Below are 22,612 nucleotides of genomic sequence, written 5' to 3' on the forward strand. Positions count from 1 at the left end.
TCCTCAATCATTGTGGGCTTACGGTTAATCTAATATTACGCAGTTTCTCAACCACTGCCGCATCTTCCGGCATTGGGAACTGGCTGACTTTTACCACCGCAGCTTTTGATGCCCGGCACAAGGCGCCGTCACCACCAACTTCCGATGCATCCAGCAGTAATCCGTTCGCAGCCAACCGCATCCGGATCACGCACTCTTTGCCATAAAAGCTCTCATCTACTAAGAGCTTCTGTTGGATCAGATCCTGGAAAATCATGGCGTATCGCTGGGTTTCGTCCTCGATAAACTGGCCGCGGGCACCGCCGCGCTGCTCAGTTTCCGCTTCCAAACCGGCAAACATATCGTTCAGTGCCGCTTCCTGCTGGCGCTGAAGTTCGCGGGCTTCCGCCGCTTTGCGCTCAGCTTTCTTTCGAGCAGCTTCTGCTTTACGCCGCTCTTCTTCGGCCTTTTTCTTCGCTGCCAGCTCAGCCTTGCGTTGCTCTTCCGCCAAACGCGCTTCTTCTTCAGCTTTGCGTTTCGCTTCCAGCTTCGCCTGACGTTCTTGCTCGGCCTTGCGGGCTTCTTCTTCCGCTTTCTGCTTCGCCGCTAGCTTGGCCTGGCGTTCCTGTTCTGCTTGGCGGGCCTCTTCTTCGGCTTTACGCTTCTCGGCCAGTTTTGCCTGACGGGCAACTTCGGCCTGACGCGCTTCTTCCTCAGCCTGATGCTTGGCTGCCAGCTTAGCTTGTCGCTCCTGCTCCGCCTGGCGGGCTTCTTCCTGGGCGCGACGCTTTTCCTGCTCGGCCTGACGCTTGGCCTCGGCGATCCGCTTCTGCTCTGCTTCCGCTTCACGGGCCGCTTTTTCCGCTTTCAGCTTGTTGGCTTTCAGCTCACGCAGACGCTTTTCTTCCGCCAGTCGTTGCTGCTCCAAGGCTTCCGCTTGCTGTTCAAGGCGCTTCAATCGCTCTTGCTCAGCCTGCTGGGCGGCTTCACGCTGCCGACGGATCTGCTGCGCTTGCTGGTTGACCAACGCCGGGTCCACCACTACCGCTTTAATCGTGTTGCCTTGCGGCTGGGGCTTACTCATGGAGAAATCCGTTCCCCATAACAGCGCCGCTATCAGTAAACCATGAAGAAGTAACGAAATAATGACGGCAGCACTGTAATTGTTATCTTTCATCCTGCTCGCCTACTGCTCCAAAGGTTCCGTCATCAGACCCACCGAACCGACCCCGGCCTGATTAAGGGCATCCAGAGTCTCAACGATGAATGAATACGGCACACGGCCATCCCCGCCGACCAGCACCGGTGAGCCCGGGTTCAGTTGCAACTCAGCACGGATCCGGGTCAGCAGATCATTGAGCGGCAAACCACGCACCATATCGGCATTGTTGACACTCAAGCCCAGGTTGCCGTCACGGTCCACCTCGACAATGATCGGCGAACCGCTGTTGTCGTCACCCATCAGTTCAGCCGCGGTTTTCGCACTCTGGGTGGCCGGTAACTCCACATCCACACCCTGAGTCACAAATGGTGCGGTCACCATGAAAATGATCAGCAGCACCAGCATCACGTCAATGTATGGCACCACGTTGATTTCCGCGGTCATTTTGCGCTTTTTTGGTTGATAAGCCATGGCTTATTACTCCTGATTTGCAGCAAAAGCCTGGCGGTGCAAAATGCTGGAAAACTCTTCCATAAAGGTGGCGTAGGTATGTTCCAGCTTGGTGACTTGGTTGGTCAGCCGGTTGTAGAACATCACCGCCGGGATCGCAGCAAACAGACCCATCGCCGTCGCGACCAGGGCTTCTGCAATCCCCGGCGCAACCATCGCCAGTGTCGCTTGCTTCACTGCCCCCAGGGCAATAAAGGCGTGCATGATCCCCCAGACCGTGCCGAATAGGCCGATGTACGGGCTGATCGAGCCCACCGTAGCCAGGAACGGCAGATTGGTTTCCATTTCGTCCACTTCACGGGACAGCGCAACACGCATGGCACGGCCGGTCCCTTCCATCACCGCATCCGGCACCTTGCCGTTGTTGCGGTGCAGGCGGGCAAACTCTTTAAAGCCGGCATAAAAAATCTGTTCAGAACCGGTCAGGTTGTCTTTTCTCGCCTGTACTTCCTGGTACAGCTGAGACAGATCAATGCCCGACCAGAAACGATCTTCAAAGCGTTCTGCTTTGGCTGCCGCATGGGACAGGACCTGAGAGCGCTTGACAATCATCGCCCAGGAGACGATCGACATACCCAGCAAAATAAGCATCACGATCTTTACCAGCAGGCTCGCCTGTAAAAAAAGATCTAAAATGGATAGTTCAGCAGTCACTTCGATATCTCCGACTTAATATATTCTGGGATCTGGGTTGGCTTCATCGTTCCAGGATGGACACAGGCTACCTGAACCAATGCTTTACACAAGGTTTCGCCGGTATTGTTTACTAAAACCTGACAGAATTCGATGGAGGCGCGGCGGATTTTAACCGGCCAGGTCCGGACAACCAGACGATCGTCCAGCCGGGCACCTTTATGAAAATCAATGTCCATATGACGTACCACGAAGCTGATTTGCTGCGCAAACAATGCCTGTAAACTGACATCGTGGCTCCGGAAGAGTTCCGTGCGGGCACGTTCAAAGAATTTTAAGTAATTGGCGTGGTAGACGATGCCACCCAGATCGGTATCTTCGTAATAAATGGTGATTGGCCATTCAAAGGCATTTTCTTCAGTCATCGGTATCCCATGCAATCACACCTCGGCCAGTGTCTGTCCTGACCTCGTTTCACTAGTCGCTTACTATACCTAAGTTGCCTGTCATTATGAAATGGCGCATTTACCAACCGTCACAAATCGTCAGATTTTTTTGCCAAATCAAATAACGGCCCATAAAAAACAGCCCGTTACCGAAGTAACGGGCTGTGATATTCAGCGCTTCGCGCCTGGCGCTCGATGGGCTCTGTCAGATCAGAGCAACCGGAGCCAGAGGATATATGCCAGTATCGGCAGTGCGGCATAAGGGGTGAAGAACAGCTGCCAGTACCAGCGGACCGGCACAAAGCCGACACCGTAAACCATGGCAGCGCACGTTGCCCAAATCAGGGCCGGAGAAATAACCGGCCCGAACCCGCCAATCGCCTGGGCGAACAGTGTCGGCTCCCACACGACCAACGCCGCGGTGACAATCGACATCAACAGCCCGAGCATCCGCAGCACGCTGACATTCAACGGCCGGTGCACCAGCTTCACCCAGTGATCGAGATTACTCACTGTCGGCATCCATGTTTTCGGTTGTTTCCAACCACAGCGCATTGATGATGCCGAATGAGCAGGCCAGCAGCACACCCAGGATCCAAGCGAAATACCACATAGTCTGTCTCCTTAGTACAGTGAGTTCTTGTTGTCTTCGATGTATTGCGTATCCAGGCGACCAAACATCTTGTAATAACACCAGGAGGTGTACGCCAGGATAATCGGCACCATCACGGCGGCAACCGCTGTCATGATATTCAGCGTCAACTCAGAAGACGTCGCGTCCCACATGGTCAGGCTGTGGTTTGGCACCAGGCTTGACGGCATGATGAACGGGAACAGTGCGAAACCGAAGGTCAGCACCACACCTGCCATGGTCAGGCTGGAGGTAATGAATGCCAGCGCGCCACGGTTGGCACGAGACGCCAGTACCGTCAGCAGTGGCATGAACACAGCCAGCGCCGGGGCAATCCACAGCAGCGGGTACGCATCATAGTTGGCAAACAGTGCCCCGGTCTGACGCATCACTTCTTTGGTCAGTGGGTTTGACGGTGCATTGGTCACGATCTCAGAAGTAATGATGTACCCCTCAATGCTTTGCGCCATGAAACCAGCCATCACGAAACAGGCCGCCATCGCCAGTGACGTCAGCATCGCCACGCGACGCGCACGCTCACGGATCTCAGCCGTCGTTTTCATCTGCAGGTACGCGGCGCCTTGGGTCACGATCATCAGCAGGCTGATGACGCCACACAGCAGGGCAAACGGGTTCAGCAGACCGAAGAAGGTGCCTTTATAGGTCGGGATCAACAGATCGCTCAGCTCAAACGGCACACCTTGCAGCAGGTTACCGAAGGCCACACCGAAGATCACCGGTGGTACAAAGCTGCCGACAAAGATTGCTTTGTCCCACATTTCACGCCACTGCGGGTTTTCAATTTTTGAGCGGTAGTCAAAACCGATCGGACGCAGCCACAGTGCAGCCAGGGTCACAATCATCGCCAGGTAGAAGCCGGAAAACGCTGTCGCGTATACCAGCGGCCAGGCTGCAAACAGGGCACCACCGGCGGTGATCAGCCACACCTGGTTACCGTCCCAGTGCGGGGCGATCGAGTTAATCATCACACGGCGCTCGGTATCTGTCTTACCAATAATTTTAGACAGCACACCCACACCCATATCAAATCCATCGGTGATGGCAAAACCGATGCAAAGCACACCGATCAGTAACCACCAGATGAATCGCAATACTTCATATTCAAACATTGCAGTAATCTCCCTGACTTATGCTTCGACCTGACGCGTCACCACATTTTGTGGGGCATCAGTGGTTTCAAAGTGGTAGCGGCCGGTTTTCAGGCTGCTCGGACCCAGACGAGCGAATTTGATCATCAGGTACAGCTCAGCAATCAGGAACACGGTGTACAGTGCAATAATCGCCACCATTGAGGTAATAATGTCAGACGCAGCCAGATTCGATGCGGCCATAGATACCGGCAGGATCTCACCCACAGCCCATGGCTGACGGCCATACTCAGCAACAAACCAACCGGCTTCGATCGCGATCCAAGGCAGTGGAATACCATACAGCGCGGCTTTGAGAACCCATTGCTTCTCGGTGATTTTGTGACGGCAGGTCTGAACGAACGCCGCAGCAAAAATACCCAGCATCAGGAAGCCACAGGCGACCATGATCCGGAAGCTCCAGAACAGCGGCCAAACCGTTGGGATTGAGTCATCAGCAGCTTGAGCAATATCGGCTTCTGTTGCGTCAACCACGTTATCGGCATAAGGCTTCACCAGCAGGCCGTAACCCAGATCTTTCTTCACCGCGTCGAAGGCTGCGATGTTTTCCGGCGTTTTCTCACCGGCACGCAGTTTTTCCAGCAGGCCGTAAGCAACCATCCCGTTGCGGATACGCACTTCGTGCTCCGCTTTCAGGTCGCGCAGACCGGTCACTTCGGTATCGAATGAACGCGTCGCGATAATCCCCATCACGTATGGGATCTTAATCGCGTAGTCGGTGTGCATGGTTTCCTGGTTTGGCAGACCAAACAGGGTAAATGCCGCCGGTGCTTCTTCGGTGTGCCACTCAGCTTCAATCGCCGCCAGTTTGGCTTTCTGAACGTCACCCAGCTCATAGCCAGACTCGTCACCCAGAACGATCACAGACAGAATCGAGGCCATCCCGAAAGATGCCGCAATCGCGAAAGAACGGCGGGCAAACGGGATATCACGGCCTTTCAGCATGTAGTAAGCACTGATCCCCATAATGAACATCGCGCCACACACATAACCGGAAGCAACGGTGTGAACGAATTTCACCTGGGCAACCGGGTTAAAGACCACTTCGGCAAAGCTCACCATTTCCATACGCATGGTTTCGAAGTTGAACTCTGCACCCACCGGGTTTTGCATCCAGCCATTCGCGATCAGAATCCACAGGGCCGAGAAGTTAGAGCCAAGCGCCACCAGCCAAGTCACCGCAAGGTGCTGACGTTTAGAGAGGCGGTCCCAGCCAAAGAAGAACAGGCCGACCAGAGTTGATTCCAGGAAGAAGGCAACCAGAGCTTCAATCGCCAGCGGCGCGCCGAAGATATCACCTACATAGTGGGAATAGTATGCCCAGTTTGTACCAAACTGGAACTCCATGGTCAGGCCGGTGGCCACACCCAGAGCAAAGTTAATGGCAAAAAGCTTACCCCAGAACTTGGTCATGTCCTTGTAGATTTGCTTTCCGGTCATAACGTAGACCGACTCCATGATGGCAAGCAGGAACGCCATCCCCAGAGTCAATGGGACGAACAAAAAGTGATACATCGCAGTTAATGCGAACTGTAACCGCGATAGTTCGACGATATCAGTGAACATTGAGAACTCCTTTTTTCGCCAGGCTGACTGACGACAGTACGACACAGTGTACCGATGGTTGGGCTTAGCAAATCGTAGCCAACAAAACCGCAAATTCAGTCACCGTCCTGGCAGCCATTTATTTTTATAATCAATGGCGCTCTTCATGTTGCAGTTGTGTACCAATCCGGTTAACTTATTGTTAAGCTACAGCTAATAAAGTCATCGCTAATATTACTGATAATATTCGCCTGGCTCAATCGATTTATCGCACAATTTGCCTTGATAAATATCAACAAATTCCGCTCATTTTTTAATCAGCTGCTTTTGGGTTGATATAGATCAAATTTAACGAAATTCGTGATTCCCGCCGAAAAAGCTCAAAAAAACACTGTCTCAATGCAATTTATCGACTCATCACCCCATCAGGGAATGTTGTTTTCCCTTTGAATATGGTGTTGTCTCTCGCGTTAGAAAAACCCGTTTGCTTGCCCATAAGAGCAATAGGGGTTATTGCCCCCAACTCACTGCTGCCCGGATAAAATCCCTGCCAAAAAAATGGCACCCAACTCAAAATTGATTAGGATAACTAATCTGAAATTCAAATTTATATCGCTTCATCCAAGAGGAAAATTATCTATAATCCACCCGAAAAGATGAGTGAGACACCGAGTCGGTAAAACTCAATCTTTCAATGAATTTTCTGTTTCCATTCCAAAATGAGTGAGTCACCCGCAATGAGCCGTTTGCTGAAAAAAATAATTGCAATTTACCAACCTGCTTTTGCCGAGCTGGCAAAAAATAACTGCTGAAACACGGTTATTTTGTGTTCAAACGCGGTTCGTCCGGTTTCAGATGCCCGGCATGAACCCGGCTAAGCCTGTGTAATTTGTCAACAAATTGTGAATGGATTCCAGCCGTTGGCGGCCGCAAAGCCTAAAAAGCTTGCTGCCGACGGCGTACGAAAAAACAAAACGGGTCTGCCCTTTCGGTCAGACCCGTTTTTCATTCCATCAATGCAGGGGGACCATTCAGCCCAGCGCATCTTCCAGTTTGGCTTTCCAGATCGCCAGCGCCAACGCCGGTGTCCGCAGCACTTGCGGGGTCGGGATCCAGCCTTGCTTGATCCGCGCAAACACATCAAAGCGCTCTGACTGGCCCGCCATCGCTTCTGCCACAACTTTCCCGGCAATATTGGTCAGCCCGACGCCGTGCCCGGTATAGCCGTGTGCGACATAGATATCTTTCCCCAGATGCGCAATGTGCGGCATGTACGAGCGGGTCACGGCAAACAGGCCGCCCCAGTGATAGTCCATTTTGACATCCGACAGCTGTGGGAACACGGTGATCAACCGTTGGCGCAAGCGCTCCATCGAGTCTGCATATTCGCCGTTAAACGGATGATTCACCCCGCCAAACAGAATGCGGCCGTCCGCCGTCGGGCGGTAGTAGTCCAGACAGTTGTTCAAATCCGACATCGCCATCTGATTACTGATCGGCTGGCGCTCCCCCAGCGGCTCAGTCACTGCAATATAAGAAGCCACCGGCAGCACCACACTCTGCGCTTTGCGATCCAGACCGTCGAGGTAGGCATTACACGCCAGCAGTACCTGGCGGGCTTTCACTTGTCCCTTGGTGGTATGGATTACATGGGGCTGTCCTTGTTCAATCTTGACCGCCGCGCTGTGCTCATAAAGCGAGGCCCCGAGGTCTTTCGCGGCCTGCGCCAGCCCCAGCGTGTAGTTCAGCGGATGCAAATGAGCACTGTTGGCATCATACAACCCGCCCAAATAACGTTCGGTATGCGCCACTTCATGAATTTTTGACTGATCCCACCAACTGGCACTCGGATAGTCATAACGGCTCTGTTTCAACTCGAGCCAGGATTGAAGCTCGGTTTCCTGGCCAGAGTTCAGCGCCAGCTCGATATAGCCTGGGCGGAAGTCACAATCGATATTGAAACGTTCTATCCGCTCACGGGCAATATCCACCGCTTCACAGGACAGATCCCACAGTTGCTTCCCCCACGACGGGCCGTAGGTCTCATCCACCTCGCGCAGCCCCAGGCAATAACCGACCAGGCACTGCCCGCCATTGCGGCCCGAGCCGCCCCAGGCCAGACGGCGGGACTCCAGCACCACCACCGAATACCCTTTCTGACGCAATTCAATCGCCGCGCTCAGGCCGGTCATGCCACCGCCGATAATACACACATCCGCTTCAACACTCTGATCAAGCGAAGGTTGCTCGGGAAACGGGTTCACCGTCGCCTGATAATAGCTCTGGATATAATCACTGTCTTTGAACATGCAGAGTTGCTCTTACAAATAACCTGAAAAAAAACGCGCGAATGTTGTCATGGGTGCATATCGGAGACAAGCCTTTTATTATCGAGACTCGAGTCAAATTTATGAAATGATTGTTTTGACAGCGCCCCCCCCTTTCCTATGATTCGCAATCCATTTCTGACTACCCGTCACAGGATGACAAACCATGACAAATTATCTCAAAGGGGTGACCGCACTTACACTTGCACTATCCGCATTTCCTCTCTCGGCCGCAGATAAGGTGCTGAACGTTTACAACTGGGCGGAGTATATGCCGACCGAGGTGCTGGAAGCATTCGAGAAGCAATACCAGGTCACCGTGAACTATTCGACCTTTGAAAACAACGAAGGGATGTACACCAAGCTGAAGTTACTGGATAACAAAGGCTATGACGTGGTTTTCGCATCGACCTATTTTATTGAGAAAATGGCGCGCGAAGGGATGCTGGCAAAAATCGATAAATCCAAAATCCCGAACCTGGCGGATGTCTATCCCGGCCTCCTGAAGCAGGAATTTGACCCAAGCAATGACTATTCCCTGCCGTATGTCTGGGGTGTGACGGGCATTGCCTACAACACTGAAATGGTCAAAGCCGGCCAAGTGAAAGGCTGGCGTGATTTGTGGGCCAAAGACTTTGCCCTGCAGGTGATGCTGCTTGATGACGTCCGGGATGTCTTCGGCATGGCGCTGAAAGCCCAGGGACACAGCATCAATACCCGTGACGAGTCAGAAATTAAGCAAGCCTACGAGTCCCTGCAACAACTGCGCCCGAACATTGTCGTCTACAACTCCGATGCCCCGCATGTCCCTTATGTGACCGGCGAAGCCAGTGTCGGCATGCAATGGAACGGCAACGCCTATCTCGCCAAGCAGGAAATGCCGGAGCTGGAGTTTATCTATCCGACCGAGGGTTCAATCCTGTGGATGGACAATTTCATCATTCCGGCCGGCAGCGAGAATAAAGATCTGGCACACGAGTTTATCAACTTTTTTTATCAACCTGAAAATCAGGCAAAACTCGTCGAAGAGTATGGCTTCCCGGCCCCGAACAAGAAAGCCAAGCAATTCCTGCCGCAGGCTGTGCAGGACAACCCGACGATTTTCCCGCCCGAGGAAGCTATCAATAAAGGGGAATTCACCAACGAAGTCGGTGATGCCATCCAGATCTACCAAAAATACTGGCAGATGCTCAAAAGCTGATCGGTTTGCCGACCTAACCTCAGCAGACAAAAGCACACCCAACGCCCGGGTCCGTTACCGCCCGGGCAGTTTTTCCTGCTTGGCTGCCATCACCGTAACCATCCCACGCCCTGTCGTAACTTTTCTTCAACTCAATTACATATTTTTCTAACTTCGGTTCCAGGTTTATAAGTCCGGCGTGATAAACCTGCACCCCGGCTTGTCGCACCCGACATCTGTTCTAGGGTCAATGAAGAGTCAAGTCCGTCACCTGAGTCTAACTTGGCAGACTTTCGCTCCGTAACACTACAAACCATACGTGCGTTGTGTTCAGCCGTCTTTCCCGTGGCTGTTGCTTTGGTTTCCGGCCGATGTCAAACAGCACCACCCGGCCCTGCCCGAGCGTCAGTCGCAATGACCGAGACCGATAAAAGGACTTCCTATGACTGACGTCACTTCCCTTGCAGATGAACTCCACGGCCTGCTCCCCTATGAACAGGATGAAATCAGCCAGGCCTACATGCACTACTTGCAACATGGCTTACCCGGCGCCCAGGTGGTGCCGAAAAATATTCTGATCGTCGGGTGCGGTATCGCCGGTATGGTATCCGCCACGCTACTCAAACAGGCCGGACACAACGTCACCATTGTCGAAGCAGCCAACCGCGTCGGTGGACGGATCAAAACCTTCCGCAATACGCCGGAAAAACGCTACTTTGAAGATGACAATCTGACAGGAGAAGCCGGTGCCATGCGCATTCCGGATATGCACAAACTGGTGCAATTTCTGATAGAAGACACCGGCGTCGACAAACAGCTGTTTCTCAACCGCGCCGTATCCAAAACCGATGCCACCTCAGACAAACTCACCCACCCGATGTGTGACAACGACGGCAATGTCGATTTAAGCAACCTGCCGGCGACCGGCAATAACCTCATTCATGTCAACTACGCCCATACCACCCGGGCCGAGTACGAGCACAGCGAAGATGTCAGCCAACTGCTGAACTACGCACTCCAGGACGAGGAAAACCGGCAAGCCAGTCAATTACTGGAGGCCGCGATCGGCGAGCTGCGCCGGGAAGTGGCCGAAGACCCCAAATCGGCCTGGCCGAGAATTATCCAGCGCTATGGCGAGTATTCCATGCGCCGCTTCCTGAAAGAGAAACTGCCGGATCTTTCGGAAAATGCCATTGAGATGATTGGGGTGTTGGAGAACCTTGAATCACGGATGTCCTATTCTTTTATCCAGAGCTTTATCGAGCTGGCTATCATTACCCCCGATACCCCCTTCTGGCTCATCAAGAGCGGAACGGACAAATTCACCCAGGCCTATTTTGAAAAACACCATCTGGACGACATCACCTTTCTCAACCAGACCCTGACTGACCTCTACCGCTGTGAGCAAACCGGCAAGGTCAAAATTACGACCGAAGTATCTTCGGAAGTGAACCAGCAAACCACGCGCGATCAGGAAATCGCGAAAATGCTGGCAAACCGCAGCTGGGATGAAGCTATTGTGACGATCCCGTTTTCCAGTTTGCGGATGGTGCACATCTGGCCACAAATGAGCCAGGAAAAGCACAAGGCGATCCGGGAGTTGCACTATGATGCTGCGACCAAAGTGCTGCTGGAATTTCGCGAGCGTTTCTGGGAAACAGAAAACCAGATTTACGGCGGTGGCTCAGTCACGGATCTACCGAACCGATTCATGTACTACCCGAGTGAGCGCATGGGCTCAGGCAAAGGTGGCGTGATGCTGGCCAGCTACTCCTGGGCCGACGATGCCCGAAAATGGGATTCCATGACAGAGTACGAACGCTTCTGCTATGCACTGGAAAATGTCGCCATCACCCACGCCATTCATGAGCCGAATGCCGATTACGCCACCCGGCGCAAAGCCCAGCAGAAAATCCGGGATCTCTGTGTCTTTCAGCCCGAGCGCTATCGCCATGCTCAGGACCAGATTGTTGGCGCCGCGACCGTTAGCTGGATGAACAACCCCCATGCCTTCGGCGAAGCCGCCATCTTCTATCCGGGACAACTGGAACTTCTGCACCACGCCATCATCCGTTCCGAATGGGCCGATCCCCAGACTCAGCGCCCAATCCTGCACTTTGCCGGCGAACATGCCTCGCTGAAACACGCCTGGATTGAAGGTGCTATTGAATCAGCGGTCAATGCCGCGCTGCTGGTCAATGAAGATCCGCTCCCGACACTGACCCCGGGGGTGAACGCATGAGTCCACGCTTACCCTATTTCGACCAGCCCGAAGGACTTGACCCGGCAGGCTGCCGGATCTACGACCAGATCCACCAGAGCCGCGGCCATGTGGTCGGCGTTTTTGCCCTGCTGCTCAACAGCCCGCCGCTGGCTGAATATACAGCGCAGTTGGGAGGCTATTTACGCTTTGAGACTCAGTTACCCCCACCCGTCAAAGAGCTGGTGATCCTGACCACGCTGCGCGAGCACCTGTGCCAGTTTGAATGGGCTGCCCATGAAACAGCAGCCCAGACCGCCGGGATCCCCATCTCACTCATTGAGCAGATCAAAGCCAAAGCGCCGATCGCCCCGGGGCAGCTTGCCGGGGTCAATGCCGCAGTCCTGATCCACAGCATTCGTGAACTGATTGAGCAGAAACGGATCAGCGATGCCAGCTACCGCGCACTGACGGCAGATTTTAGCGCCCGCGAGATCACCGACATTGTCGCCCTGGCCGGCTATTACGCCATGGTGTCGTGCATCTTGAACGCTGCCGAGCTGGCCGCCCCGGCAAACCAGCCGCATCTGCCGGAACCGGATCGCCTCGCTTCCCCCAGCAACCTAACCCTGACGGAGTGATCCTTATCGCCGGTGCCGGGCACCGGCGTATCCGAACCCAAGCTTCACCTGTTTGCCAACACCAAAAACAAATTGATCAGGAGACACGCAATGTCGGCCAACCTCAACCAAACCAATATTGAAATTGATGACCCCAACTTCCGGGCCGTGTTTCACAATCTGCAAGGCAACATTCTCAAAGGCCATGGCCGGGAGCATTCGCGCCACCTCTTTTTTGCACTCCGGGGCGACGCCCGCCAGAAGCGGCAAGTGATCCGCCAACTGGCTGAGAAAGTCACCTCCGCCCTGGATCAACACCAGCAACAAATTTCATTCAAGCAAACCGGCCAGGCCCACCTGTTTGTCAACCTGATGCTCAGCGCCAGCGGTTACCAGCAGTTAGACATTGACCCACAGGACTGGCCGGACGATCCGGCTTTCCGGGCCGGGATGAAAGATCTGCAAACCCCGTTCGATACCTTGCCCCGCGGCGATCACACGCCGACAGCCAATCCACTCAACGATGATACCCGCCAGTGGGAAACCGGCTTTCAGGGCCGTATCGACGGGATGCTCCTGCTGGCGCTCGGTGGCGTGGATACCGAGCATGCCGAACAAGCGCTGGACGCAGAAATCCAAGCGTTGCAACACACCTGCGGCGACACGCTGGGCATTGTGCTGATCCAGCGGGGCCATGTGATGCGCAACGACAAAGGTCAGGTAATTGAACATTTCGGATTTGTGGACGGTGTCAGCAACCCGAAGTTCCTGTTCAGTGATCTCAATGAAGAATTTCGTAACGGCGGTTATAGCCGCAATGATCCCAGTGCGCCGCTGAACCTGGTGCTGGCCAAAGATCCGGGAGGTGATGCCGACAGCTACGGCAGTTATGTGGTCTACCGCAAGCTGCAACAGAACATCAAGGGATTCTGGGATCACCTGACCCTGCTGGCCAATCACCTGTCAGAAAACAGCCCGACTCAAGTGGACGCCGAATATGCCGGCGCCCTGTGTGTCGGACGCTTTAAAGACGGAACCCCGATTTCCGAGCAGGGCAATGATGGCTGGAGCAACCTGTTTAACAACTTCAACTACGACGATGACGTCGATGGCCTGCGCTGCCCGCTCCACGCCCACACCCGCAAAACCAACCCGCGCGGCGACACCGTACGCCAGTTTAACTCGCCGCCCACCATTGAGCGCAGCCGCCGGATTGTCCGGCGCGGGATCAGCTACGGCGATACCGAGCTCAATCCAACGCAGGAATGGACCGATGCCGGCCTGCTGTTCCTGTGCCTGCAAGCCAGCATTGTCGATCAGTTTATCTTTATGCAGCACACCTGGTGTAACAATGCCGGATTCGTCCGCCAGGGAACCGGCATCGACCCGCTGGTCGGCCAGGCCCCGGCTAATACTGCACCTGCGCCCCAGCAATGGCGCGCCAACTGGAGCAATCCGAACGCCGATACCACTAAGTTCTCATTCGCCGGCTTTGTCAAAAACCGCGGCGGTGAATACTTCTTTATGCCGAGCCTGGATTTCCTGCGCCAGCTCGCCCCCCCGCAAGGAGCGTGATATGACCATCCAACCTGAGCATCAATCCGGTCCGACAGCGGCCCGCTACATCCTCGATACCCTGCTCCGACACGGCGTTGAGCATCTGTTTATGGTACCGGGTGGCGTTGTCGATCCGTTTCTCGACGAATTCGGTGAAGGTGAGCAGCAAATGAAAGCCATCGTCGCAGCCAATGAAGCCGGTGCCGCCTATATGGCGGACGGCTATGCCCGGGCCAGCGGTAAGTTCGGCGTGTGTATGGGGATTGGCGGCCCCGGCATCGCCAACATGGTCGGCCCGCTGGCCGCGGCCTACAGCGATGAGTCCCCGCTGCTGGTGCTGGCCGGTGAAATCCCCACTGAATGGATGGGCAGAGGCGGCTTCCAGGATGCCAGCGCAGCCGGGATCAACGATATCGGATTTCTCGCGCCAGTCACCGCCTCAGCCCAAACCATTCCCGAAGCCCGGATGGTGCCCCACCTGCTGGATATGTCCCTGCGTACCATGCTCGGGTGCACCCCGCGTCCGGTCAGTCTCAGCCTGCCGAAACAAATCCAGACCCAGCCCGTGACCGTCGACACGCAACCCAGGTTCCATAAACCTCATCCGCTGGTATCAACCCAGTGTCCGCGAACCCTGGATCCCGGGGCCACACAAAGCTTATGCCAACTCTTGGTACAGGCCTGCGAACAAGGCGCTCCGCATGTCACAATCCTGGCCGGTAGCGGCGCCCTGCGCTCCGGCGCGACGCAGTCACTGATCCGCTTTGCTGAGCGGTATCAGATCCCGGTTGCGACCACGCTGAAAGCCAAAGGCGTTTTTCCGGAAAACCACCCGCTCTCGCTCGGCGTCTTCGGCTATGCCGGCACCCGCCACGCCACCCTGGCCCTGCTCAACGATGCGCCGGATGAAGCGACCGCACCGGATCAGGCCATTGCCGACAACCACCTGTTGCTGGTGCTCGGCTCCAGTCTCAATCAGCGCGACACCATGCGCTGGGATGGTCACCTGACGCCGAAATGCGGCATTGTGCAGGTCGATATAGAACCGACCGCATTTTCGCGCAACTATCCAATCGAAGTAGCCATCAACGGCGATATCACCACTGTGCTGGAGTGGCTCCTTGCCACCGGTCAACAACAGCAACTCACCCCTTTGCTGGCCTCCAATGCCAACCGGCAAGCCTGGCTCGATAGCATCACTCGGCAGCCGCGGTTTTATGACGAGGCAAACCGGCGAAGCGATGCCTCACCCATGCATCCGGCCCGGGTGATCCATGAGTTACAGCAAATCGCCCCACCCGAAACTGTGGTGATCGGCGATTCCGGCGCGCACCGGGCATTTCTCGGCCATTACTGGCAAAGCCAGGGGCCGCGCCAGTATTTAACCGCCACCGCACTGGCACCGATGGGCTGGGCCATTCCGGCCGGGATCGGCGCCAAAGTTGCAAATCCCAACCGTCCCTGCGTGATCGTGACCGGCGACGGTTGCATGCTGATGAACGGCATTGAGATCCAAACGGCTGCCCGCCACCAGCTGCCGCTGATTGTGGTGGTGATCAACAACAGCGCCCTCGGCAATGTCTTTCTCCGGGCCCAGACCCCGATCGCCAAAACACTGACCACCCTCACCACCCACAACTGGGCCGAGTTTGCCCGCGCCCTGGGGGGCGACGGCGTCGTAGTCGATGATCCAGCCGATCTGGGCCCGGCGCTGGATCGCGCCTTTGCCGCCAAAGGCCCTTTTGTGATTGATGCCCGGTGTGATCCGTCTTTCCCGACCCCGATTAACCCGTGGCGCACAGAAATCGAACACCCGAGCTGGGCTGAAGATTAATCCGGGCCGATGCCCCTTTGAATCACGACAAGGAATCCATCATGGCAAGTCTTCCGTTAATTGAACGCAGCGATCTGGATGCTCAGGGCCAGCAGATTTACGACACCTTAATCGGCCCGCGCGACGGGCTGTCCGGCATGTACCGTACCCTGATGAACCACCCCATCCTGGCCCAGCATGTCGGTCAACTGGGCACCTATGTTCGCTACGAAAGCCGCCTTGCCGGCGACTTAGGAGAGCTGGGGATTCTCGCCACCGCCCGAGAGCTGGGCGCACCGTTTATCTGGGAAAAGCACCTGCGACCGGCCGAACGGGCGGGCCTGCCTGAATCGGTAGTCGAACAGGTACTGACCGGCGATCTCGCAACCGCCGACATGGAGCCGCGCTACCGCTATACCTGGCAGGTCGCACAAGATGTGGTCCGCCAGCGCAGCATTGCCCGCAAAACCCAGGATGCCCTGATCCATGACATCGGCATAGAAGGTTTGCTGGATCTGGTGGTGGCCTGCGGTATGTACCGGATGATCAGCACCGTGGTGTTCTCCTTTGATGTACCCCGCCCGGATCCGGACACACCACCCGAGTTCTAACCGGGGTAACCAATCGCTGCAACCTACCGCATCAACTAACGCGGCTACCGACCCAAACAAAACGCCCGGGGCGATCATCGCTCCGGGCGTTTTTAAATTTCGTATTTTCGGTACGGGGTAGATGATTCATAAAGCCCCGCCGCGCGACATTCGCTGCGGCTTTGTCAAGATTCCGGCAGATCCAGCCCAAAGTGGAGATAGGCACGCTGGGTCGCAATCCGGCCCCGCGGGGTGCGCTGCAAATAACCCTGCTGGATCAGATACGGCTCCAGTACATCTTCAATGGTATCTTTTTCTTCACCAATCGCCGCGGCCAGGTTGTCCAGTCCAACCGGCCCGCCCATAAACTTGTCGATAATCGCCATCAGCAACTTGCGGTCCATATAGTCGAATCCGCTGCTGTCAACGTCCAGCATATCCAGGGCTTTTGCCGCGATATCCGGTGAGATATGGCCGTCTCCTTTGACTTCGGCGTAATCCCGAACCCGACGCAGCAAGCGGTTAGCAATCCGCGGTGTGCCCCGCGCACGCATCGCCACTTCCATCGCCCCGGCTTCTTCCATCGACAGGCCCAGACATTTTGCACTACGATTGACGATATCTTTCAGATCGTCCACCTTGTAATACTCCAGACGCTGGGTGATACCGAAACGATCCCGCAGCGGCGAGGTCAGCGAGCCGGCCCGGGTCGTCGCGCCAATCAGGGTAAACGGCGGCAGATCAATTTTAATCGAACGAGCGGCTGGGCCCTCGCCGATCATGATATCGAGCTGATAATCTTCCATCGCCGGATACAGCACTTCCTCCACCTGCGGGCTCAGGCGGTGGATCTCATCAATAAACAGCACATCGTTTTCTTCCAGGTTGGTCAGCAACGCCGCCAAATCCCCGGCTTTTTCCAACACCGGCCCGGAGGTGGTGCGGATGCTGACGCCCATTTCGTTGGCAACAATGTTCGCCAGGGTCGTTTTCCCCAATCCCGGCGGCCCAAAAATCAGCAGATGATCCAGCGCCTCATCCCGCAGCTTGGCCGCCTGGATGAAGATTTCCATCTGCCCCCGAACATGATCCTGACCCTGATAATCCTGTAACAGCTTCGGGCGGATCGCGCGGTCGATAACCTCTTCCTCGCGGGTGGTCGGAAAATCACTGGCAACCAGTCGATCGGCTTCAATCATGGTCCATTACCTTTAACCCATTCACCTTCAATCCGTCCCCTTAAACCATCGAGCGCAGCGCTTCGCGGATCACCGCCTCGCTGCTCATGTCCGGCTTAGCAACCTGCGAGACCACTTTCGAGGCCTGCTGCGGTTTGTAACCCAGCGCAATCAGGGCGCTGACCGCTTCGTCTTCCGCACGCGCAGCCGAATCATCGACCACCGGCGCATTCGACGCGGCGGTATCCAGGGCCGGGGTAAACAGGTCACCCTCGCCCCAGCCTTTCAGGCGGTCTTTCATTTCAACCACCAGACGCTCAGCGGTTTTCTTGCCAACCCCGGGAATTTTTACCAGGGTGCTAATATCTTCATTTTCAACACTGAGCACAAACTGGCTGGCCGTCATCGCCGACAGGATCGCCAGGCCCAGCTTGGGACCGACACCATTGGCTTTAATGACTTCGCGGAACAGCTGGCGTTCGCTTTTCTTGTTGAAGCCGTACAGCAGCTGCGCATCTTCGCGCACCACAAAGTGGGTAGAGATCACCACTTCCTGACCGACTTCCGGCAACTCATAAAAACAGCTCATCGGCATCTGAACTTCATAGCCAATGCCACCCACCTCAAGCAACACTTCAGGCGGTTGTTTTTCGATAATGATTCCACGCAGTCGGCCTATCACAGCAACATCTCTTTATTGATTCACAAAATAGGCTTTAGGATAGTAAAGAGCTGGATGTATATCCAGCTCTTTTTTAGGGGGGGTGTCAGCAACTCAGGCGAATGTCGATCGCAGAGACACGACGGCATTGAGGCTGTCGGCGAGCGCTTTGAGGGTTTCGACCTGTTCCGCGAGCTGGGCGCCCTGCACCGCCACGGAATCCGAGACCTGGTTGGTCTCCACCACACTGCTGGCCACCGCGCCGCTGGCACTGTTAAGCTCCTGCAACGCGCTGACCTGCTGGTTCATAATCTCAGCCAGGCGACGAACATCAGCGGAAATGCCACCCACCTCATCAATGATGCGGGTCAGCTCCGAAGCACTGGCCTCGATCACCGCTTGCCCCTGCTGCACTTCCAGGCGGCTTTTCTCCAGCAAGGCACGGATTTCGACCGCCGAGCTGTTGCTTTTCGCCGACAACTCCCGGACCTGATCGGCAACCACGGCGAATCCCCGGCCTTGCTCACCGGCACGGGCAGCCTCAATCGCCGCGTTCAGGGCCAGCAGGTTGGTCTGCTCGGCAACGGACGTGATGAGACCCGCCACGGACATGATTTCATCGTTACTGCTCTGGATTTTGGCAATCGCCTCGGTCGAGGCGCTCAGTGAAGCCGAGCTTTTCTGCGCCTGTTCGCGGATCGCCTCGCTACGCGTGGTCAACTCGGTGACAAACCGATCTGATTCCTCGACCCCGGCCGTCATCTGCGCCAGTTGCTGGCTCATCTGCTCGGCCGCACTGGCCTGAGATTCACAGTTCACGTTCAGATCCGTCACCTGTTGGTGCAACTCCCCGGATTGTTGCTCCAGCTGCTCAGCCACCTGACCGAGCTGGACCGCATTGTCGCTGGCCTGCTCCAGTACCGTGGAGAGCTGGCGTTCGCCTTCTCTGGCCTGCGTGGCAATATACTCACTCGATTGCATAGCCTGCTCGGAAGCCTGAATCGCATCCTGGCGCTGTTTCACCGTATACGCCTGCGCGATACCGATCACAACCAAGGGCAGCAGCACCCCGGACCAGATTTCCATGGCCGCAGCGGATTCCGTCAGCACCAGCGTCGGGAATGACTGCCCGGACAGGTGATGAGTGATCATCCAAGCGGACACACACACCACTGCAACACTCCACAGCGCGGCCATCAGTGGCCGGGCGGCCAGGAAGAAGGCCACAATCAGCAGTGGCATCCAGAAGGATTGGGTCGAGACCACGATCCCGCCACTCTGATAAACGATATTGGCGGCGTGGACCACCATCCCGAAGAACCCGATATTGAGCGCCAGCTCCGGCGCGCGGAACACCCGGAGAATCGCCCCGGCAAACAACTCACAGCCGATAAGCACCAGCGATGTCATCACCAACAGCTGGTGATCGTGGCTGAACCACTTGATCAGGCTGTAAGCACCGACGAAAAAAGACAGGAGGGTGAAGAACAGTAAGGTGTCCACATAGCGGGCCTGCTCGCCCTGCCATTCGGAGGCCGCAGGCAGAAACAAGCCCCGCCATATTGCCAATGGGGTCATTTTATTATCCTTTCCAGAGAGTTGTTAACTTGTATGACCTCTGACCAATATAGTCATGAAACATTGTATTAACAAAATAAAAAAGCAGCTCGGGGCTGCTTTTATGATCGAGGTATCATTCTGCTGACGCACAAAAATGCCATCAGCGCATGCCCAGAGCCCTCAACGGTAGCGGCCCCGACGGGCACCACTGGCCCGGCCTGCCATCGCAATCAGGGTTTTATGGGTATGAGCGTGACAAATCGCTACCGCCAGTGCATCCGCCGCATCGGCCTGCGGTTTTCCCGGCAAATTGAGCACCGAGCACACCATATGCTGGACCTGAGCCTTATCCGCCCCGCCCTGACCCACCACGGCCTGTTTGATCAGCCTCGCCGCATACTCGCTGACCGGTAAGTCAGCATTAACCGCGGCAACAATCGCACTGCCGCGCGCCTGGCCCAGCTTCAGTGCCGAGCTGGCATTTTTGCCCATGAAGACCTCTTCAATGGCAAAAAAATCCGGCTGGAACTGGGTGATCACCTCCGACACCCCCGCATAAATCTGTTTCAACCGGCCCGGGATATCCTCGACCGAGGTGCGAATGCAGCCGCTGCCCAGATATTCCAGGTGTCTCCCGGCCTGGCGAATAACGCCGTAACCGGTGATCCGAGAGCCGGGATCAATCCCTAAGATGACTGACATTCAGTCACGCTCCTGTATTGCATCGCCACCCTGGGTCTCCTCCAAAATTGCCGCTACTGTCGTTTTCTGCAAAAAACATCCAGCTACTGCGCAAGTACACGGTTCCGACTCAAGCATATTGTTACCGCTCAAGAACACCATTGCCGCTCAGAGCACATCGCCGCACATGTACACTGTCGCCACTCAAGCAAAACGGCGGCAGTTTTTTCTGTCACAAAGGCAGGAAATCGCTCGATAATGGGCAACATTTTCACACTTTTTCAGCGTTGAATCCATCGCGCCCCCGTCAAGCGCCTTAAATAGCAGCAACCTTGAATCAAACCGCAAAGATTCCAATCGATACGTTGATTCCGGTCCCCCTGAAGACATGCCGTGCCCCAGGGCTCAGAACACCTGCCGTGCCCCCATCTGCTGATCAACCACATGGCAATAGTGATCCAGAAACTCGCGCCAGGGCGCCAGCAGCTGTTCATCTTCAACCGTCTGTTGCAGACTCAGCCAGGGTTGCAGACAAGTTTCTTTCGACTCAGATTCAGAGAGCCGGATAAACAGCGACTCTGACGGCACTACTCGGAGTAAGGCGACCATTGACTCTAAATATTTCAATCGAAACTGTTCAAACTTCCCCTGCTGATACGCAATCTGGGAGATCAACATATAAATCAGCGTGTTCTGGATCCGGGCACTTCTGACCGGCACGGTTAACAGCTCATACGCCATATCCAGATTTCCGAGCCGGTAATACAGGATCCCCAGCCACATCGACAACTCATCCGGCAACGGCGTGAACTGCGTCTGGATCCGGCTCACGGCTGTTTGCAGCACTTCGGGGTCATGCTCCAGCAGCGCCAGCCGACGGGCCAGATAAACCGCAGAAAACTCATCCAGCACTGACGCCGACAACACCGCCTGCGCGTCGTTCAGGCGTATCACCTCTTCCCGCTGCCTGGCTTGCCAGTCATAGCTAATCGGCAGCGGCAGATTGAAATAACGGGCCAAATCCTGATGAACAGGGAGCAGACTAGCGCTGAGATCGGCGGGGTCGATTTGATAGGTGGCATCAAACACCTGCTTCTCGGTGCTGGCAAATAACAGGCGCACCTTGGCCTGAAGAAAATCGCTGTTCGGAATGTCTTTCACCCGCATGTCCAGGGTGTAGTCACTGGTCTGGATATGCCTCGCCCCCGGCCAGTACATGGAATCATCAATCAATTCGGCAAAATAACCCGGCACATCCTGATTGGCGATATCCGTGTACGGATACTCAATTTGCTGCTCCAGCATAATGGCTTTGATGCTCTGGCGATGCACCCGGGCCTGATCCCCCACCGCGTCAATCCGGTTGAGTAACAGCTCGACCTTAGGGATCCATTGCTGCTGCCGTGATTTTTGCGCATGACTTTGCGTTTCGTGCCAATAGAGCAAGGCAAATCCGAGTGCGCAGCAAGCCAGCAACAGGCAAAGCCCGTGGATCAGTTGAAAGCGGGGCCATCGCCCGGACCGGATCGGGGCGCTTGAATCGCTTTTGCCCCGAACCGCCCGGGGCTGGGTCTCAGCCCGTAGCTCATTTACCTGTGGCTCTATTTCCTGTCGCTCAAATTCCTGCGGCGCATGAAGCACCGCCTCCGCCGGAGCGTCGCATTGTGCGGTGTCCAGCCGGATATAGCTCGAACTAAAAAAGTACCCCTTTCTGGGATAGGTGACCAAAATCTTGGTGGCATCTTCATCCGGCAGGTGTTTTTGCAGCAACGCCCGCAGGGTAGAAATCCGGTTCGTCAGCACATTTTTCGAAATATAGCGACTGTTCCAAATCGCCTGGATCATGGCTTCGGAAGACAGCGGCGTGCCGACACTCGACAACAACACTTCCACCAGCTCGGCCGTGCGGGGCTCCAGATCAATCGGCGCCGATCCTGAAAAGAGCTGGCGTGAGGCGGGATCGTACTGCAGCCCCGCGATCCAAATCCGCTGCTGTGTTGTTTTTGCGTCGTGAATGATGTCATGCATGAGGAGAACTAAATATAGGGTGAAAGTCGCTGCCGGATTGCCCGGCTCTGGCCGATTCCAAGTTGACTTGGAAGCGTCAATATTATGTCACTTTGTCGTTTTGGTGCATACCCCGGAAGGGCTGTTCCCGGTGTTGTACACG

20 protein-coding genes are annotated in these 22,612 nt (G+C 55.5%); 6 read left to right on the top strand and 14 right to left on the bottom strand.

What is annotated here, in order from left to right; all coding sequences use genetic code 11:
• Window positions 1-7: 7 nt before the first annotated feature.
• From tolA to VV869_RS01075, 9 genes are all read right to left on the bottom strand, one after another.
• Window positions 8-1,156 (bottom strand): cell envelope integrity protein TolA, encoded by a 1,149-nt coding sequence (gene tolA / locus VV869_RS01035; protein WP_337733168.1) that lies wholly within the window; start codon window positions 1,154-1,156, stop codon window positions 8-10.
• 9 nt (window positions 1,157-1,165) lie between these two features.
• On the bottom strand, window positions 1,166-1,612 hold the full coding sequence (gene tolR, locus VV869_RS01040; RefSeq protein WP_337733169.1) for a protein TolR: 447 nt from the start codon (window positions 1,610-1,612) through the stop codon (window positions 1,166-1,168).
• 6 nt (window positions 1,613-1,618) lie between these two features.
• The gene (tolQ, locus tag VV869_RS01045; RefSeq protein WP_337733170.1) at window positions 1,619-2,305 is read right to left on the bottom strand and encodes a protein TolQ; all 687 of its coding nucleotides are present in this window, start codon (window positions 2,303-2,305) and stop codon (window positions 1,619-1,621) included.
• Window positions 2,302-2,709: a tol-pal system-associated acyl-CoA thioesterase gene (gene ybgC, locus VV869_RS01050; RefSeq protein ID WP_337733171.1), complete on the bottom strand. Its 408-nt coding sequence runs from the start codon at window positions 2,707-2,709 to the stop codon at window positions 2,302-2,304. Before ybgC ends, tolQ begins: the two co-directional genes overlap by 4 nt.
• A gap of 231 nt (window positions 2,710-2,940) precedes the next feature.
• Entirely contained in the window at window positions 2,941-3,243 is a 303-nt protein-coding gene (locus tag VV869_RS01055) for a cyd operon YbgE family protein (protein WP_337733172.1), read from the bottom strand.
• Window positions 3,236-3,343, bottom strand: coding sequence for a cytochrome bd-I oxidase subunit CydX (gene cydX, locus VV869_RS01060; RefSeq protein ID WP_261602175.1), 108 nt, complete (start codon window positions 3,341-3,343; stop codon window positions 3,236-3,238). Before cydX ends, VV869_RS01055 begins: the two co-directional genes overlap by 8 nt.
• 11 nt (window positions 3,344-3,354) lie before the next feature.
• Window positions 3,355-4,491: a cytochrome d ubiquinol oxidase subunit II gene (gene cydB, locus VV869_RS01065; protein WP_337733173.1), complete on the bottom strand. Its 1,137-nt coding sequence runs from the start codon at window positions 4,489-4,491 to the stop codon at window positions 3,355-3,357.
• 18 nt (window positions 4,492-4,509) lie between these two features.
• A complete protein-coding gene (gene cydA, locus VV869_RS01070; RefSeq protein WP_337733174.1) occupies window positions 4,510-6,096 on the bottom strand; it encodes a cytochrome ubiquinol oxidase subunit I in 1,587 nt (528 codons plus the stop codon).
• Between the two features lie 1,010 nt (window positions 6,097-7,106).
• Entirely contained in the window at window positions 7,107-8,384 is a 1,278-nt protein-coding gene (locus VV869_RS01075) for an NAD(P)/FAD-dependent oxidoreductase (protein WP_337733175.1), read from the bottom strand.
• A 184-nt stretch (window positions 8,385-8,568) separates the two neighbouring features.
• Here VV869_RS01075 and VV869_RS01080 point away from each other — a divergent pair, with 184 nt between their 5' ends.
• The 6 genes from VV869_RS01080 (at window position 8,569) to VV869_RS01105 (ending at window position 16,383) form a co-directional block, all read left to right on the top strand.
• A complete protein-coding gene (locus VV869_RS01080; protein WP_337733177.1) occupies window positions 8,569-9,603 on the top strand; it encodes an ABC transporter substrate-binding protein in 1,035 nt (344 codons plus the stop codon).
• Between the two features lie 421 nt (window positions 9,604-10,024).
• Window positions 10,025-11,824, top strand: coding sequence for a flavin monoamine oxidase family protein (locus tag VV869_RS01085; protein ID WP_337733178.1), 1,800 nt, complete (start codon window positions 10,025-10,027; stop codon window positions 11,822-11,824).
• Window positions 11,821-12,423, top strand: a complete 603-nt coding sequence (locus VV869_RS01090) for a carboxymuconolactone decarboxylase family protein (RefSeq protein ID WP_337733179.1) — start codon at window positions 11,821-11,823, stop codon at window positions 12,421-12,423. Before VV869_RS01085 ends, VV869_RS01090 begins: the two co-directional genes overlap by 4 nt.
• A gap of 90 nt (window positions 12,424-12,513) precedes the next feature.
• On the top strand, window positions 12,514-13,977 hold the full coding sequence (locus VV869_RS01095) for a Dyp-type peroxidase (protein WP_337733180.1): 1,464 nt from the start codon (window positions 12,514-12,516) through the stop codon (window positions 13,975-13,977).
• A gap of 1 nt (window position 13,978) precedes the next feature.
• Window positions 13,979-15,793, top strand: a complete 1,815-nt coding sequence (locus tag VV869_RS01100) for a thiamine pyrophosphate-binding protein (RefSeq protein ID WP_337733181.1) — start codon at window positions 13,979-13,981, stop codon at window positions 15,791-15,793.
• Window positions 15,794-15,834: 41 nt separating this feature from the next.
• Complete coding sequence (locus VV869_RS01105) at window positions 15,835-16,383, top strand: carboxymuconolactone decarboxylase family protein (protein WP_337733182.1); 549 nt, start codon at window positions 15,835-15,837, stop codon at window positions 16,381-16,383.
• 164 nt (window positions 16,384-16,547) lie between these two features.
• Here VV869_RS01105 and ruvB read toward each other — a convergent pair whose 3' ends face one another.
• The 5 genes from ruvB to VV869_RS01130 form a co-directional block, all read right to left on the bottom strand.
• Entirely contained in the window at window positions 16,548-17,561 is a 1,014-nt protein-coding gene (ruvB, locus tag VV869_RS01110) for a Holliday junction branch migration DNA helicase RuvB (protein ID WP_337733183.1), read from the bottom strand.
• A 40-nt stretch (window positions 17,562-17,601) separates the two neighbouring features.
• Window positions 17,602-18,222: a Holliday junction branch migration protein RuvA gene (ruvA, locus tag VV869_RS01115; protein ID WP_337733184.1), complete on the bottom strand. Its 621-nt coding sequence runs from the start codon at window positions 18,220-18,222 to the stop codon at window positions 17,602-17,604.
• 93 nt (window positions 18,223-18,315) lie between these two features.
• A complete protein-coding gene (locus VV869_RS01120; protein WP_337733185.1) occupies window positions 18,316-19,779 on the bottom strand; it encodes a methyl-accepting chemotaxis protein in 1,464 nt (487 codons plus the stop codon).
• Window positions 19,780-19,941: 162 nt separating this feature from the next.
• On the bottom strand, window positions 19,942-20,463 hold the full coding sequence (gene ruvC / locus VV869_RS01125) for a crossover junction endodeoxyribonuclease RuvC (protein ID WP_337733186.1): 522 nt from the start codon (window positions 20,461-20,463) through the stop codon (window positions 19,942-19,944).
• Window positions 20,464-20,847: 384 nt separating this feature from the next.
• Window positions 20,848-22,470, bottom strand: coding sequence for a winged helix-turn-helix domain-containing protein (locus VV869_RS01130; protein ID WP_337733187.1), 1,623 nt, complete (start codon window positions 22,468-22,470; stop codon window positions 20,848-20,850).
• Between the last annotated feature and the right edge of the window lie 142 nt (window positions 22,471-22,612).

This window comes from Photobacterium sp. MCCC 1A19761 (assembly GCF_037389125.1).
Classification (GTDB): Bacteria; Pseudomonadota; Gammaproteobacteria; order Enterobacterales; family Vibrionaceae; genus Photobacterium.

Coding starts and splice junctions, on each gene's coding strand:
- VV869_RS01100 (WP_337733181.1), top strand. CDS start 13,979: ATGACCATCCAACCTGAGCATCAATCCGGTCCGACAGCGGCCCGCTAC.
- ybgC (WP_337733171.1), bottom strand. CDS start 2,709: ATGACTGAAGAAAATGCCTTTGAATGGCCAATCACCATTTATTACGAA.
- cydA (WP_337733174.1), bottom strand. CDS start 6,096: ATGTTCACTGATATCGTCGAACTATCGCGGTTACAGTTCGCATTAACT.
- ruvC (WP_337733186.1), bottom strand. CDS start 20,463: ATGTCAGTCATCTTAGGGATTGATCCCGGCTCTCGGATCACCGGTTAC.
- VV869_RS01075 (WP_337733175.1), bottom strand. CDS start 8,384: ATGTTCAAAGACAGTGATTATATCCAGAGCTATTATCAGGCGACGGTG.
- VV869_RS01080 (WP_337733177.1), top strand. CDS start 8,569: ATGACAAATTATCTCAAAGGGGTGACCGCACTTACACTTGCACTATCC.
- VV869_RS01105 (WP_337733182.1), top strand. CDS start 15,835: ATGGCAAGTCTTCCGTTAATTGAACGCAGCGATCTGGATGCTCAGGGC.
- tolA (WP_337733168.1), bottom strand. CDS start 1,156: ATGAAAGATAACAATTACAGTGCTGCCGTCATTATTTCGTTACTTCTT.
- VV869_RS01120 (WP_337733185.1), bottom strand. CDS start 19,779: ATGACCCCATTGGCAATATGGCGGGGCTTGTTTCTGCCTGCGGCCTCC.
- cydB (WP_337733173.1), bottom strand. CDS start 4,491: ATGTTTGAATATGAAGTATTGCGATTCATCTGGTGGTTACTGATCGGT.
- tolR (WP_337733169.1), bottom strand. CDS start 1,612: ATGGCTTATCAACCAAAAAAGCGCAAAATGACCGCGGAAATCAACGTG.
- ruvB (WP_337733183.1), bottom strand. CDS start 17,561: ATGATTGAAGCCGATCGACTGGTTGCCAGTGATTTTCCGACCACCCGC.
- cydX (WP_261602175.1), bottom strand. CDS start 3,343: ATGTGGTATTTCGCTTGGATCCTGGGTGTGCTGCTGGCCTGCTCATTC.
- VV869_RS01130 (WP_337733187.1), bottom strand. CDS start 22,470: ATGCATGACATCATTCACGACGCAAAAACAACACAGCAGCGGATTTGG.
- VV869_RS01095 (WP_337733180.1), top strand. CDS start 12,514: ATGTCGGCCAACCTCAACCAAACCAATATTGAAATTGATGACCCCAAC.
- VV869_RS01085 (WP_337733178.1), top strand. CDS start 10,025: ATGACTGACGTCACTTCCCTTGCAGATGAACTCCACGGCCTGCTCCCC.
- VV869_RS01090 (WP_337733179.1), top strand. CDS start 11,821: ATGAGTCCACGCTTACCCTATTTCGACCAGCCCGAAGGACTTGACCCG.